Source organism: Pyrinomonas methylaliphatogenes, from assembly GCF_000820845.2.
Lineage (GTDB): Bacteria > Acidobacteriota > Blastocatellia > Pyrinomonadales > Pyrinomonadaceae > Pyrinomonas > Pyrinomonas methylaliphatogenes.
Window position 1 is genome coordinate 217,466 of the sequence record NZ_CBXV010000004.1, and the last position, 14,681, is coordinate 232,146.

The window sequence follows — 14,681 nt, forward strand, 5'->3', positions numbered from 1 at the left end:
GGCTCTTAGAAGCTCGGCGCGCTCGGTGAAGAGGTTTTGTCCTCTTCAGGAATTTCGGAGACGAGCGCTTCCGTGGTGAGCATCAAGCCCGCGATGGACGCGGCGTTCTGCAGCGCCGTGCGCGTCACCTTGGCCGGATCGATGACGCCAGCCTTGACCAGATCGCCATATTCGCCTGTCGCCGCGTTGAAGCCGAAGTTCTCGCTCTTCTCGGCACGCACGCGCTCGACGACGACGGCGCCTTCGAATCCGGCGTTCTGCGCGATTTGACGAAGCGGCTCTTCGAGCGCTCGCCGCACGATCGTCACGCCGATCTGCTCGTCCTCGTCAGCATTGCCGTTCGACTCGCTCACTTTGAACTTCTCGAGCGCTTTGGCCGCGCGCACCAACGCCACGCCGCCGCCAGGGACGATGCCCTCTTCGACCGCCGCCCGCGTCGCATGCATCGCATCCTCGACGCGCGCCTTCTTCTCCTTCAACTCCGTCTCGGTCGCCGCTCCCACCTTGATCACCGCCACGCCGCCGACCAGCTTCGCCAACCGCTCCTGCAGCTTCTCGCGGTCGTAGTCGGAGGTCGTCTCCTCGATCTGCGTCCGAATCTGACGCACCCGCGCTTCGATCTCCGACTGCTTGCCCGCGCCTTCGACGATGGTCGTATTCTCTTTGTCCACGATGACGCGCTTAGCGCGGCCAAGGTCTTCGAGCTTGACGTTCTCAAGCTTGATGCCGAGGTCTTCGCTCAGCATGCGTCCGCCGGTCAGGATGGCGATATCTTCGAGCATCGCTTTGCGCCGGTCGCCGAAGCCAGGAGCCTTCACGGCGCAGACCTGGAGCGTGCCGCGGAGCTTGTTGACGACGAGCGTCGCCAAAGCTTCGCCTTCGACATCCTCGGCGATGATCAGCAAGGGCTTGCCCATCTTGGCGACCTGTTCGAGCACTGGCAGAAGGTCGCGGAGCGAACTGATCTTCTTCTCGTGGATGAGGATGAGCGGATTTTCGAGCACGCACTCCATGCGGTCGGGATCGGTGATGAAGTACGGGCTCAGGTAGCCGCGGTCGAACTGCATGCCCTCGACCACCTCGAGCGAGGTTTCGAGCGTCTTCGACTCTTCGACCGTGATGACGCCGTCTTTGCCGACCTTGTTCATCGCTTCGGCGATGAGGTCGCCGATGGTCCGGTCGCCGTTAGCAGAAATCGTGCCGACCTGCGCGATGGCATCGCCTTTAACCGGCTTCGACATGCGCTTGATCTCCTCGACGGCGCGCTCCACGGCTTTGTCGATGCCGCGTTTTAGGGCCATCGGATTGGCGCCAGCGGCGACGGTCTTGACGCCTTCGCGAAAGATGGCCTGCGCGAGCACGGTCGCAGTGGTCGTGCCATCACCGGCGACATCCGAGGTCTTCGACGCGACTTCGCGCACCATCTGCGCGCCCATGTTCTCGAGCGCATCTTTGAGTTCGATCTCTTTGGCGACGGTCACGCCGTCCTTGGTGATGACGGGCGAACCGAACTTCTTCTCGATAACGACGTTGCGCCCCTTGGGCCCAAGCGTGATTTTGACTGCATCGGCGAGTTGATTGACGCCGCGCAAGATGGCGGCGCGCGACTCTTCTCCGTGAATGACTAATTTTGCCATTTCGATCTCTTCTCCTAAGTGTTCAAAGTTTGTAAAAGTGATCGGACGATCGGTTTGAACGATAGGTTCATTTCCCGCTCTGCTGTTTAGCGCCAGCGCGCTCGATGATGCCGAGGATCTCATCTTCGCGAAGGATCAAAAGCTCCTCGTCATCAACCTTGACTTCAGTCCCGCTATACTTGCCGAAGAGGACGCGATCGCCCGGCTTGACGTCGAGCGGAATGCGCTTGCCGTCCTTGTCGTATTTGCCTTCGCCGACGGCGAGCACCTCGCCTTCCTGTGGCTTCTCCTTAGCCGTATCGGGGATGATGATGCCGCCGCGCACTTGCTCCTGTTCTTCGATGCGCCGCACGATCACACGATCGTGGAGCGGTTTGATGTTTGTCGCCATAGTTTTCCTCTCCTGAGATTCAAGAATGGGTCTGTCGAAGTTCTCGCGTCACGCGTATCGCTTTTGGCGATATCGGGTGTCATGGTGGACTCTGCTCTTAGCACTCACCATAAGCGAGTGCTAACGATAAATGAGGGGCGAGGCGCTTGTCAATGTCTGGGCCAAATCTTATTTCCGCGGGCGGCGCGAAGCGGCGGCGAGGGCGCGCTCTTGTGCGCGGTAGGTCGCGACGCGCTTGGCGAGCGTATTGCGGTGGATGCCCAAGACGGCTGCCGTGCGCGAAAGATGATTGTTGTTGCGGGCGAGGGCTTTTTGAATGTAAAGCTTCTCGAATTCGGCGAGCGCTTCGTCGAGCATGATCTGGCCGTCGAGCATCTCTTCGATGATAGCTTCAAGGCGAGCGCGTATTTGCATCAGCTCCTCCAAAGGAAGTTGGCAAAGTCGAATTCGTATGACTTCCGATAGATCGTAGAGTTCTTCGAACGCTGAGGAGTTACAATTCGTCGCCCGTCAATAGCCTGTAGGCGAGCAGATAGCGCGCCGTCGTTGCGTTGACGATCTCATCAGGTAGCGGCGGGGCGGGAGGACGTTTGTCCCAGGCCAAGCTTTCGAGATAGTCGCGCACGAACTGTTTATCGAAAGATGGCGGCGAAGATCCCGGACGATACTCTTCGACGGGCCAGAAACGCGATGAATCGGGCGTCAGCGCTTCATCGATCCAGAGAAGATTGCCGTCTGCATCGCGCCCGAATTCGAACTTCGTATCGGCGATGATGATGCCGCGTGTGCGGGCGTAACTCTCCGCAGCGCTGTAGAGCTTGAGCGAAAGTTCACGCAATCGCTGCGTCATCTCTCGTCCGATGAGATCGGCCATGCGCGTTTCGCTGATGTTCTCATCATGCCCTTCATCCGCTTTGGTCGCGGGGGTGAAGATCGGTTCAGGCAATCTCTCGGCTTCGCGCAGGCCGACTGGCAAAAGATGTCCGCAGACCTCGCCCGCCCGTTGGTAGTCCTTCCAACCGGAACCGGCCAAGTAGCCGCGCACGACGCATTCAATGGGGATCACCTCAGCGCGCCGCACCAGCATCGAGCGATTCTGCAGCGAATCGGCGTGGCGCTGCACCTCTTGGGGCATCTCCTCGATCTTCGTCGTGATGAGATGATGCGGGGCGATCCCTTCCAGCTTGCGAAACCAGAAGCGCGAGAGGGCTGTCAACACTTCGCCTTTACGCGGAATGGGCGTGGGGAGCACACAATCGAAGGCCGAGATGCGGTCGGTCGCGACGATCAGCAGATGATCCTCATCCACCTCGTACACGTCACGCACCTTGCCGCGTCGCAGAAGGCGCAAACCGCTTAACTCGGTCTCTATAAGTGGGGCGCTCATCTTAAGTTTTCCACGAGGTTTAGCTGGAGATGCGTCCGGCGGATCGGATGAATTGTGGCGCCCGAAATCTGGCTTGTCAAGCGAAACGTAATCGTAATTGCCATGAGCCGAATTTCGATGTCGTTCCCATTTTCCTTCATCTCACCCTTCGTGTAAGAATAGAGCATCGCCAAGACTCGGGCTTTCTTTCATCGAAATTCATGGAGGATTTGATGCGACCAGGAAGATCTTTCATTCGCTCGCTTTGTTTGCTCCTCATCTTGAGTCTATCGGTGAGCGCGCGGCCTGTGCAACAGGCGGCTACGGCGGTCCAGCGACGGGCGCTTCCGCCTGCCCAATACATCCCGGCGCGCGATTACGACGCGCGACATTACAAACTCGACCTGCGGTTCGACTGGGAGCGCGAGCAGGCTCTGGGGACGGCGACGATCACCTTCGCGCCTTTGACGTCGAACCTGAGCCGCGTCGAATTCGATGCCGCCAATATGACGTTCGCCAGCGTCACATTGGCTGACGGTCGCCCGCTCCGGTTCGAGGCTGATGAGGCGAAAGAGAAGTTGCGCATCACGCTCGATCGCGCTTATCAACCGACCGATGAGGTTACGGTCGTTATCAACTATCGAACCAATGGTCCACAGAAACAGCCCGCGGGGATCTTCGGCACGTTTGGCGGCGGTCTCACCTTCATCAAGCCGACCGCGGACGATCCGAACCGCCCGCGCCAGATTTGGTCGCAAGGGGAGACCGAATATAACCACTACTGGTTTCCCTGCTTCGATCATCCGAACGATTTTGCCACAAGTGAACTCATCGCCACGGTCGAGAAGCCTTTCACCGTCATCTCGAATGGCAAGCTTGTCGAGCAGCGCGATAATCCGGATGGAACGCGCACCTTCCACTGGGTCATGGACCAGCCGCATGCGACCTATCTGACTTCGATCATCGTCGGCGAGTATGTGCCGATCGAGATGAATTACGATGGCATCCCGGTCATCAGCTATGTCTATCCGAACGAAGTCGAGCAAGGGAAGGTGAGCTTTGCGCGCATCGCCGATATGGTCCGGTTCTTCTCGGAGAAGACGGGCGTGCGTTATCCATACGCGAAGTACGCGCAGACGATCGTGCGCGATTTCGGCGGCGGCATGGAGAACATCTCGGCGACGACGTTGACGGATACGGCGGTGCACGATGCGCGCACGGAACTGGACCAGACGAGCGATGGCTTGATCTCGCACGAGCTCGCGCACCAGTGGTTCGGCGATTATGTCACTTGTCGTTCGTGGTCGGATATCTGGCTCAACGAGAGTTTCGCGACCTACTTTGAGGCGATGTGGACAGAGCACCGTTTGGGGCGCGACGAGTTCCTCTATTCGGAGGTCAAAGGGAATCAGGAGGCCTATTACGAGGCTTGGAGAAGAGGCTTGCGTCGTCCGATCGTCACCAAACATTACAACAATCCGGACGATCTCTTCGATGTCTACGCCTATCCGCGCGGAGCTGCCGTGCTGCACATGTTGCGGCGCGCGCTTGGCGAGGAGAACTGGTGGCGGGCGATCCATCACTATTTGACGAAGTATGCTCATCACCCCGTGCAAACGGAGGAGTTTCGCATCGCCATCGAGGAGGCGACGGGGCAGCCGATGGACTGGTTCTTCGACCAGTGGGTTTACAAGATGGGCCACCCCATCTTCCGTGTGACAAAGGAGTACGACCCGAGCAAAAAGACGCTCGTGCTTACCGTCAAGCAGGAGCAGAAACCCGATCCGAGCGAACCTTACCCGCAGAACGAGTTCTTCCGTGCGCCGGTCGAGATAGAGATCGGCACGTCACGAGGGACGCGCATCGAGCGCGTCTGGATCGAGCCGAAAGAAGAGCAGAAATTCTACTTCGCCCTCGACTCCGAACCCTTGCTCGTCAACTTCGATTACGGCGGAGCCCTCATCAAGGAGTTGCGTTTCGAAAAGCCGGTGAGTGAGCTCGTCTATCAGCTGCGCCATGACGAAGATGTGCTGGGGCGGGTTTGGGCGCTCGGCGAGTTGAAAGCGAAACTGCAAGCGAAGGATGTGGCGGAGGCGGAGAAAGAGCAGATCATCGGGGCGATCGGCGAGTCTTTGGCTAAGGACGCTTTCTGGGGAGTAAGGCGCGATGCGGCCGCGGCTCTCGAAGGAGTTCGAAGCGAAGCGGCGCGAAAGGCTCTGGTGGTTGCGACGCGAGATCAAAAATCGCTCGTGCGGGCGCGCGCCATCCGCGCGCTTGCCGCTACGGGCGACGCGACGCTCGCCCCTATCTATCAGCAGGCCTTGAACGATCAAAGCTATGCGGTGATCGATGCGGCAGCGGAGGCTTTGGGTAAGACGCGGAGCAGCGAAGCTTATGCTCTGCTGACGAAGCTTCTCGATCAGCAGTCGTGGCGTCAGCGGATAAGGATCGCCGGATTGCGCGGTTTGGCTGAGCTTGGCGATCCGCGCGCGCTGGAGATAGGCATGCGTTATGCGCAACCCGGCAACCCATTCGAAGTGCGCGGCGCGGCGTTCGCGCTCATCGGGGCGGTCGGAAAGAACGACCCGCGCGCCTTCTCGTTCCTGTCTGAGCAGTTCAACCGAGCGCTCGTCGCGCGCAACCAAGCGCTCATGATCGGAGCGATTGAGGGCTTGATCAAACTTGATGCGACGCGCGCCAAGCAGGTGCTCGAGGAAGGACGTCACTCCTTGCCTCCGCAAGCGCAGGATCTCTTTCAACGGATCGTCGGAAACTTGATGCGTGAGGCGAACACGTCGCCGTGAACTTTCCGGATGCGGCGCCTGAAAAGTGAAGTGATCGGCAAAGATGCGGTAAGGCTTGGGGCCTATCTTCTCGCGTCGTGGGCGCTGATCGGCGGGGCGGCGGGCGAGGCGAGGATGGTCCAGTCTGTCGCCCCGCCCGGGACGTTTACGCGCGAGGCGTGGCAACAGACGTCAGGGCAGAAAGAGGTGACCGCGCGCAGTGTCGGCGAACGATTAATCCTCACCTCGAACGTTTCGCTAAGCGATTACGCGGCTTACCGACGCGACGAGCGTTTTTACGTCATCATCCCGCACGCGAAACTTGCGAACGCCGCCGCCGTGCGCGCTCTCCCTGGCGCATCGGCAGAGAGTCGCGGCGATGATCTCGTCCTCTCCTTCCGTCTTCGACCGGATTCCGGGGCGCGCGTCAACCAGCGTTTCAATCGCCTTGAGATCGCCTTCACTGGCCCAGGATCGACTGCCGTCAATTCGAGCGTGCTGTCAGCGTCCGACGCGGATCGATCGAGTATGAGGTCTGAGGAGAAGCGTCGAGAGGAGGGGCGACAGAAGGCGAACAGCGCGCCTAGCTCGACTGCTAGCTCAACTGCGATCGCTATCCAGTCAAGCAGCGCTTCTAGTTCGACTGCGATCGCTACCCCTTCCCCGGAAGTCGGCGAGGATCGAAGGCCAGCGAGCGAAGCCAAAGTCGAAGATGCGCGCCGTCCCACGCTCGTCAAAAAGGGATGGCTCGCGGCGGCGCTCATCTTCGCTCTCCTTCTCGCCCTTCTTAGCGCGCGTGCGCTGAGCACGCGAAGTGGGCGGCGAAGCGAGACCAATGACGAGCTTCGTCGAGCCGAGGGCGGGACGCCGGAGTTCGGATCGCTTCCTGATTGGGAGAGCGAAGCTAGTCCGGCGCGCGAGGTTGGTGAGTCCCAGCGCCCTATGGATCGTCGTGAAGATCATCTTCCAACGATGGGCGAAGATCGGACGGATGAGGGGGCAGTCGAAACTCGCGTCGGCATCGGTGCTGAACGAAGAGAAGGGCGCGTCGCTGGCGATTTTCGCGAGGAGGTCGAATCCGAGGAAGAGCTTTGGAGATCGATCGCCACCGCCTTTGACGATCCGATCCGCGAGCGGCGCGAAGAGGCGGCCCGCGCGTTGGTCCAGATCGCCGAGCGGTCGGCGAAGAGCCGAGCCGAGATCTTCGCGCGCGCGCTTCTCGAGGCGGACGCCGAGCGACGCCGTCGCATCGGTGAAGCGATCTGCTCTGCTGGATTAGCGGATGAAGCGATATCGAGATTGGGCAATGAAGATGAAGAGGCCCGTGAGGCTTTCGCTCTGTTGTTCGTCTTAGCGAAGGCGGGAGAGCTTGAACCTCTGGCCCGCGCTATTCAAGAGAGCGAAAGCAATAGAACACGCTTAACAATCGTGCGACTTCTCGCCCTATGCGATCATCCCGATGTGTTGCCGACGTTGAAACGATTGGTTGCGCAGACCGAATTGCCCAGCGATGTGCGGTCGGCTCTGATGGAAGCGATCTATCAGCAAAGCAGCGCCAAACTCTCCGCCGAAAGGCGCGCCTCAGGTTAAATTTCGCCTCCGCTCGATGCTAAAATCTCTACTTTCGAACTCCATCGAGGATGGCTATCAGGAGAGAGCATGCCCTTCAAACTTCGCTCCGACTTCCGGCCACAGGGCGATCAACCGCAGGCGATCGAAGCGCTCGTGCGCGGTCTCAACGAAGGCGTCAAGGATCAAGTGTTGTTGGGAGTGACCGGAAGCGGCAAGACCTTTACGATCGCTTCGGTCATCGAGCGCGTGCAACGCCCGGCGCTCGTCATCGCGCACAACAAGACGCTCGCCGCGCAACTCTATCAGGAGTTCAAAACCTTCTTCCCCGAAAACGCCGTCGAGTATTTCGTCTCGTACTACGACTACTATCAACCGGAAGCTTATGTGCCGGCGACCGACACCTACATCGAAAAGGAGGCGACGATCAACGAGGAGATAGACCGGTTGCGGCTGTCGGCGACGCGCGCGCTTTTCGAGCGGCGCGATGTGATCGTGGTGGCGAGCGTTTCGTGCATTTATGGTCTAGGCGATCCGGACGCTTATTACGGCATGCTGATCTTCGTCGAACCGGGCCAGCGCATGGGGCGCGATGAACTCCTGCGCAAGCTCGTCGAGCTACAGTACGAACGCTCGGACATCGAATTCGGACGCGGCACGTTTCGCGTGCGCGGCGATACGGTCGAAATCTACCCAAGCTATCAGGATCAAGCTTATCGCGTCGAGTTCTGGGGCGACGAGATAGACGCCGTGTCAACGATCGATCCGTTGCTCGGCGAAGTGATTCACCGGCACGAGGCGCGCGTTCCGATCTACCCGCGCACGCACTACGTGATGTCGAAGCAGACGATTCGGCGCGCGATCCGCTCCATCCGCGAAGAGCTCGAATGGTGGGAGGCGCAGTTGATCGCCGAAGGCAAACTCGTCGAAGCCCAGAGGCTCCATCAGCGGACGATGTACGACCTCGAGATGATCAAGGAGATGGGCTTCTGTCGTGGGATCGAGAACTACTCGCGCCACCTGACGGGCCGACGCCCGGGCGAGCCGCCGCCGACGTTGCTCGACTACTTGCCGCGCGATACGGTCGTCATCATCGACGAATCGCACCAGACGATCCCGCAGCTCCGCGGCATGTATCACGGCGATCAGACGCGCAAACGGACGCTCGTTGAATACGGCTTCCGCTTGCCGAGCGCGCTCGACAACCGCCCGCTCAACTTCGAAGAGTTCGAAGCGCGCATCGGACAGACGATCTACGTTTCGGCCACTCCCGGACCATACGAGCTTACCAAAACCGGAGGCGAAGTCGTCGAGCAGATCATCCGTCCGACCGGATTGATGGATCCCGAAGTTGAAGTCCGGCCCGTGCGCGGCCAGATAGACGACCTGTTGCACGAATGTCGCGTGCGCGCTGAGCGGCGCGAGCGCGTGCTGGTGACGACCTTGACCAAGAAGATGGCCGAGGACTTGACCGAGTATTTCACGGAAGTCGGCGTGCGCGTCCGTTACCTGCATTCCGACATCGAAACGCTCGAGCGCGTGCGCATCCTTCGCGACTTGAGGCGCGGCGAATTCGATGTGCTGGTTGGCATCAACCTGTTGCGTGAAGGGTTGGATCTGCCGGAAGTCTCGCTCGTCGCCATCCTCGACGCTGACAAAGAGGGTTTCCTGCGGTCGGAATCTTCGCTCATCCAGACCATCGGACGCGCCGCGCGCAACGTCAACGGCAAGGTGATCCTCTATGCCGACACGGTGACCGATTCGATGCGCCGCGCCATCGAAGAGACGCGCCGCCGTCGGGCCATTCAAGAGGCCTACAATCGCGAACACGGCATCACGCCCCAAACGATCGTCAAACCGATCGAAGCGACCCTGGTGACGGCTTACGAAGCCGATTACTTCAAAGTGCCGCTCGATCTCGAGGCGTTCGAAGAGTATTCGCCCGAACGCCTCGACGAGACGATCAAGCAACTGGAGAAGGAGATGCGCGAAGCGGCGCGCGCGCTGGAATTCGAGCGCGCCGCGGAGTTGCGCGATAAGATAAAGTACCTGCGCGAACGCCAGTTGCAATTGACCTGATGGACCGCAGGAGGACGCGAAGGTGGCGAAGAGCGCTGTTTATTTGTGCAAGGAAGGAAGCGGCGATGCTTGGTTTCAAGCGCCAAGTCGCCGATTCTGCGATCAGCGGTGTTAAGCTTCAGAGGGCTGGCGGAGGTTGCTGGCATAGACTTGTATAGGCAAAGCGCATGTTCCAACGGTTTTAGACCAGAAGAGCGAGAATCAATCCGACTATGTTTCGTTTCACTACAGCCGGAGAATCGCATGGGCGCGCGCTCGTCGCGATCGTCGAAGGCATGCCCGCCGGAGTGCCCATCAGCGTCGAGGCGATCGATCGAGATCTGGAGCGCAGGCAATGGGGATATGGCCGCGGCGGGCGTCAGCGGATCGAACGCGATCGCGCGCAGATATTGAGCGGAGTGCGCCACGGGCGCACGCTCGGTTCGCCCATCGCCCTGATGATCGAAAATCGGGATTGGGTCAACTGGCAAGACGTGATGGCCGTTGAGCCGCGCGACCTGCCGCCCGAAGACGCGCGCCAACTCAAGCGCCCGCGTCCAGGTCATGCCGATCTTGCGGGCGGTTTGAAGTTCAATGCGCGCGATTTGCGCGACATCTTGGAGCGGGCCTCGGCGCGCGAATCTGCCGCGCGGGTCGCTTGCGGTGCCATCGCCAAACAGTTGCTCATCGAATTCGGCATCGAGATACGAAGCCATGTGATTCAACTGGGCGGCATCCCGAGCGAGCCGCTCGAACTCGACTGGTCCAGCATCGTCGCCATCCCGGACGATGCGCCTTTGCGCTGCGGAGACGCCGGGATCGAAAAGCAGATGGTCGCGCGCGTGGATGAAGCGCGGCGCGAAGGCGACACTCTCGGCGGGATCTTCGAGGTGGTCGCACGCGGAGTGGTCGTCGGTTTAGGTTCGCACGTTTCATGGGAGGCGAAGCTCGATGGGCGTCTGGCCCAGGCCGTGATGTCCATCCCGGCGGTGAAAGCCGTCGAAATAGGTGCAGGCGTGCGCGCCGCGGCGCTGCCCGGTTCGCAGGTTCATGATGAGATCGCTTACGATACGGAAGCGAAGCGTTTCTTCCACCGGACCAATCGCGCGGGCGGATTGGAAGGGGGCATCACCAATGGCGAAGAGCTTCGCGTGCGCGGCTACTTGAAACCGATCTCGACTTTGCGCCGCCCGCTGCGTTCGGTCGATATCGAAACCAAAGAAGAGAGCGCTGCCGCTTACGAGCGTTCAGATACGACGGCTGTCCCGGCTGCCGGCGTGATCGGCGAGGCGATGGTCGCGCTCGTTCTGGCCGGGGCCATGCGCGAGAAGTTCGGCGGCGATAGCCTCGTTGAGATGAAGCGTAATTTTCAGATGTATCTCGATCAACTGCGCGATTACTGATTTCGCGCGGTTGGTGAACCAGAGGGTTTCCCGATTAGCATCAAGGTCCCGATCGGTCGTAAAATCGTCTGTTGTGGAATATGGCTAAGCGCAAGATAGTCAAATATCCCGATCCGGTTTTGGAGACGCCGGGCGAGCCCGTGACGGAGTTCGACGCGGAACTAAAGCGGCTCGTCGAAGATATGTTCGAGACGATGTACGCGGCATCAGGCGTCGGCCTTGCCGCGCCGCAAGTCGGCGTGAGCAAACGCCTTTTTGTGATGGACTGTTCCGGCGGCAAGGATCCGGCGCAACGGCATGTCATGATCAACCCGCAGATCATCGCCACCGAAGGCGAACAGACGGGCGAAGAAGGATGCCTTTCGTTTCCCGGAATCTACCTGCCCGTGACGCGCGCGATGCGCGCCGTCATCCGCGCACAGGATCTGGAAGGGCGAGAGTTTGAGCTAGACACGCAGGAGCTTGCCGCCCGCTGCGTGCTGCACGAAACCGATCATTGCGACGGGATACTCTTCATCGAGCGCGTCTCGCCGCTCAAACGCGAGATGGTCAAACGGCGCATCAAGAAATTGATCAAAGCGGGAGAATGGTGATCGACTCTGCTTCCGCTCAGATTCGGAAAACTTTCGCCAGTCTGGATGGGTGCGCTTCCTGGCCCAGTCTGTAAAACTCGCAAAAGCTCTGATGGGCGGTCTCCATTTGCCCGGATCGATATGATTTCTTCTTCACGCGATCGCCGCGTGAAAGAGCGCGAATCTTCTCGGTCGCAGCTTCAAGCTACACCGGACGCTCCAGAACGCGCGGCGGACGCACGGTTGCGGTCAGTCCGGCGCGAACTTATCCGCAATATGGCGAGATCCCATGCGCTGCTTGTAATCGAGCACGGGGGGCTCGCCCGTCGTCAGTGCCAAGCGGTCTATTTGTGAAACCATTTCGGACGCAAGCATATTCGGCGCATACTTTGGCGTTCCTTGCAAATTCTCGAACCTTTTGCCCCGCGCGCCGAGTCCGAGCATAACCGAACGAGCCACCGAGCGTGAAGAGAGCAGATTCTTGCTTCTAGATTCTGCTATCGCGGATCCCATCGTGGCGCAGGCCATTCGGTGCAGCGAAGAGAAGGATCGTAAGAGATCTTCCGAAGATGCCGATTGGATAAGGCGGTGAAGGCGGGCTGACATGAAAACCCCAGCAGTTTATCGCTTGCGCTCCGTAATAGAAGCGAAGTCCCTGCGCGAGGTATAACATGGGGGCAGAAGGGGCGGAGTGAGATGAAGAGCTCGAATGGTCAACGGACGATCGAGTTAAGCTTAAGCGGTGTGGACTGTGCCGCATGCGTTCGGCGCGTTCAGGAATCGATCGCCAGACTTCCCGGGGTTGAAGATGTTCGTGTCGCGCCGTCCGCTCGAAAGGTCATCATCAAGTTCGATCCGAAGCTCATCGATCTCGCCGCGATACGAAAGGCGATCGAGCGCGCTGGTTATTCGGTCGCCGATCTCCCATCGACCGCTCCCGCGCTCGTCCGTCGAACGAAGATTCTAGGCATCCTCTTCAGCGCCGTTTTGTGCGGCATAGTCGCGGGAGAATGGTTCGGGGTATGGAAGAGAGTGAACGAATTCGTTCCGTTCCCTCTCGGCGTCGGAGTTGTCATCGTCAGCAGTCTGCCGATCTTCCGCAACGTTTTGCGCGCTGCGTTCAGAGGGCGGATCACTTCGCACACTCTGATGACTATCGGGGCGCTCGCGGCGTTGATCGTCGGCGAATGGGTGACGGCGGCAATTGTTGTGGCTTTCATGCGCATCGGCGGCTATATCGAGCGTCTCACCGCGCAAAGCGCCCGTCGCGCTGTGGGAGAGTTGCTCGCGCTTGCGCCGCAAACGGCGCGTGTCGAGCGCAACGGAGCGGCGCTGGAAGTGCCGGTCGGCGAAGTGAAGATCGGTGAGATAGTCATCGTCCGACCCGGCGAGAAGATCCCCGTAGACGGCGAGGTCATCGCCGGGCGCGCCACAGTCGATCAGGCGGCCATCACTGGTGAAGCTATGCCCGTCGAGGTCGCCGCAGGCGCGCATGTTTTCGCGGCGACGATCGCGCAGTTTGGGAGTTTGCGTGTGAAAGCTCTTCGCATCGGCGCCGATACGACTTTCGGTCGCGTGATCAAGATGGTGGAAGAAGCCGAAAGCCATCGCGCCGACATGCACCAGCTCGCCGATAGGTTCAGCGCCTATTATCTGCCGATCGTCAGCGCGGTCGCCGCGCTGACACTCATCATCGGCAAACCTCTCTCTGCGGTTGCCGTGTTGGTCGTCGCCTGTTCCTGTTCGTTCGCTTTAGCGACGCCCGTCGCGATGCTCGCTTCGATTGGCGCGAGCGCAAAGCGCGGCCTGCTGGTTAAGGGAGGGAGATATCTCGAAGCGTTGGCACGTGCCGACGTGATTCTGCTCGATAAGACCGGCACGTTAACGCTCGGTCGCCCGCAGATCAGCGATATCTTTTCGCTCAACGGATTGCCGATCTCCGAAATACTCGCTTTGGCCGCTTCCGCCGAACGTTACTCGGAGCATCCTTTGGCCGAAGCGGTGCGCGCCGCCGCGCGCGCGCAAAACTTGCCGCTATATGAAGCGCAGGATTTTGAAGCGCTCCCCGGTATGGGCGTGCGGGCCAAGGTGAACGGCAAGACCGTGATCGTTGGCAATAAGCATCTCATTCCGCAGGCGGGCACGTTGCCGGTGGCACGTGGTTTGGAAGCTGAAGGGAAGACGCTTCTGTTCGTCGCTTGCGATGATCAACTCGCTGCGGTGCTTGCCGCTTCTGACGCTCTTCGTCCAGATGTCACTGCCGCGCTCGACGAACTGCGCGCGCTCGGACTAGAGCGGATAGAGCTGCTCACCGGCGATAACGAACGCGCCGCGGCAGGGCTTGCCGGAAAACTCGGCATCGGGTATCGCGCCGAACTTTTGCCGGAAGACAAGATCCGTATCGTCAAAGAGCATCAAGCGGATGGGCGCACGGTCGTGATGATCGGCGACGGCGTAAACGATGCGCCGGCGCTGGCCCAGTCCGATGTCGGCGTCGCGATAGGTGCGATGGACGTGGCTATCGAAGCGGCGCACGTCGCGCTCTTGCGCGAGGATTGGTCGCTCGTGCCGGAAGCGATACGCATCGCGCGGCGAACGATGCGCGTCGTGAAGATGAACCTCGCGTTCACAGTCGTTTATAACGCGGCAGGATTGGCATTGGCGGCGTTTGGCCTGCTGCCGCCAACGCTCGCCGCCGCCGCCCAATCGCTGCCCGATCTGGGAATACTCGCAAATTCAGCCCGATTGCTGCGCCGCTAGGACGGGAAAAATCACCCTTGACATCCCTCCCCGAGCCCTTATAATCATCATCTTTTAAAAAACAATGAAGAGCGCCTGCCGAACGATGACGTTCGCCTTCTGCACGGTTTCGTGCTCATACCCGAGCCGCCCGGAAGCGGCT

General features: G+C 60.0%; 10 protein-coding genes. 6 read left to right on the forward strand and 4 right to left on the reverse strand.

Translation table 11 applies throughout. From position 1 onward, the window contains the following. Positions 1 to 5: 5 nt before the first annotated feature. From groL to PYK22_RS05545, 4 genes are all read right to left on the reverse strand, one after another. Positions 6 to 1,637 carry a chaperonin GroEL gene (gene groL, locus PYK22_RS05530; protein WP_041975157.1) on the reverse strand — a complete coding sequence of 544 codons (1,632 nt, stop codon included), beginning with the start codon at positions 1,635 to 1,637 and terminating at the stop codon, positions 6 to 8. 67 nt (positions 1,638 to 1,704) lie between these two features. Further along, the gene (gene groES, locus PYK22_RS05535; protein ID WP_041975158.1) at positions 1,705 to 2,028 is read right to left on the reverse strand and encodes a co-chaperone GroES; all 324 of its coding nucleotides are present in this window, start codon (positions 2,026 to 2,028) and stop codon (positions 1,705 to 1,707) included. 168 nt (positions 2,029 to 2,196) lie between these two features. Further along, a complete protein-coding gene (locus PYK22_RS05540; protein WP_157770689.1) occupies positions 2,197 to 2,442 on the reverse strand; it encodes an exodeoxyribonuclease VII small subunit in 246 nt (81 codons plus the stop codon). A gap of 79 nt (positions 2,443 to 2,521) precedes the next feature. Next, positions 2,522 to 3,415 (reverse strand): phosphoribosylaminoimidazolesuccinocarboxamide synthase, encoded by an 894-nt coding sequence (locus PYK22_RS05545; protein WP_041975161.1) that lies wholly within the window; start codon positions 3,413 to 3,415, stop codon positions 2,522 to 2,524. 212 nt (positions 3,416 to 3,627) lie between these two features. Here PYK22_RS05545 and PYK22_RS05550 point away from each other — a divergent pair, with 212 nt between their 5' ends. From PYK22_RS05550 to PYK22_RS05585, 6 genes are all read left to right on the forward strand, one after another. Next, entirely contained in the window at positions 3,628 to 6,198 is a 2,571-nt protein-coding gene (locus PYK22_RS05550) for a M1 family aminopeptidase (protein ID WP_162199799.1), read from the forward strand. Between the two features lie 9 nt (positions 6,199 to 6,207). Continuing rightward, complete coding sequence (locus tag PYK22_RS05555) at positions 6,208 to 7,767, forward strand: hypothetical protein (protein WP_041975162.1); 1,560 nt, start codon at positions 6,208 to 6,210, stop codon at positions 7,765 to 7,767. Between the two features lie 69 nt (positions 7,768 to 7,836). Beyond that, positions 7,837 to 9,825 carry an excinuclease ABC subunit UvrB gene (uvrB, locus tag PYK22_RS05560; RefSeq protein WP_041975164.1) on the forward strand — a complete coding sequence of 663 codons (1,989 nt, stop codon included), beginning with the start codon at positions 7,837 to 7,839 and terminating at the stop codon, positions 9,823 to 9,825. Between the two features lie 212 nt (positions 9,826 to 10,037). Continuing rightward, positions 10,038 to 11,207: a chorismate synthase gene (aroC, locus tag PYK22_RS05565; RefSeq protein ID WP_041975166.1), complete on the forward strand. Its 1,170-nt coding sequence runs from the start codon at positions 10,038 to 10,040 to the stop codon at positions 11,205 to 11,207. Positions 11,208 to 11,287: 80 nt separating this feature from the next. Next, positions 11,288 to 11,800 (forward strand): peptide deformylase, encoded by a 513-nt coding sequence (gene def, locus PYK22_RS05570; protein ID WP_041975167.1) that lies wholly within the window; start codon positions 11,288 to 11,290, stop codon positions 11,798 to 11,800. Between the two features lie 675 nt (positions 11,801 to 12,475). Beyond that, on the forward strand, positions 12,476 to 14,539 hold the full coding sequence (locus PYK22_RS05585; RefSeq protein WP_041975170.1) for a heavy metal translocating P-type ATPase: 2,064 nt from the start codon (positions 12,476 to 12,478) through the stop codon (positions 14,537 to 14,539). Positions 14,540 to 14,681: the final 142 nt, after the last annotated feature.

Coding starts and splice junctions, on each gene's coding strand:
- uvrB (WP_041975164.1), top strand. CDS start 7,837: ATGCCCTTCAAACTTCGCTCCGACTTCCGGCCACAGGGCGATCAACCG.
- PYK22_RS05545 (WP_041975161.1), bottom strand. CDS start 3,415: ATGAGCGCCCCACTTATAGAGACCGAGTTAAGCGGTTTGCGCCTTCTG.
- PYK22_RS05555 (WP_041975162.1), top strand. CDS start 6,208: ATGCGGCGCCTGAAAAGTGAAGTGATCGGCAAAGATGCGGTAAGGCTT.
- PYK22_RS05585 (WP_041975170.1), top strand. CDS start 12,476: ATGAAGAGCTCGAATGGTCAACGGACGATCGAGTTAAGCTTAAGCGGT.
- groL (WP_041975157.1), bottom strand. CDS start 1,637: ATGGCAAAATTAGTCATTCACGGAGAAGAGTCGCGCGCCGCCATCTTG.
- PYK22_RS05540 (WP_157770689.1), bottom strand. CDS start 2,442: ATGCAAATACGCGCTCGCCTTGAAGCTATCATCGAAGAGATGCTCGAC.
- PYK22_RS05550 (WP_162199799.1), top strand. CDS start 3,628: ATGCGACCAGGAAGATCTTTCATTCGCTCGCTTTGTTTGCTCCTCATC.
- aroC (WP_041975166.1), top strand. CDS start 10,038: ATGTTTCGTTTCACTACAGCCGGAGAATCGCATGGGCGCGCGCTCGTC.
- def (WP_041975167.1), top strand. CDS start 11,288: ATGGCTAAGCGCAAGATAGTCAAATATCCCGATCCGGTTTTGGAGACG.
- groES (WP_041975158.1), bottom strand. CDS start 2,028: ATGGCGACAAACATCAAACCGCTCCACGATCGTGTGATCGTGCGGCGC.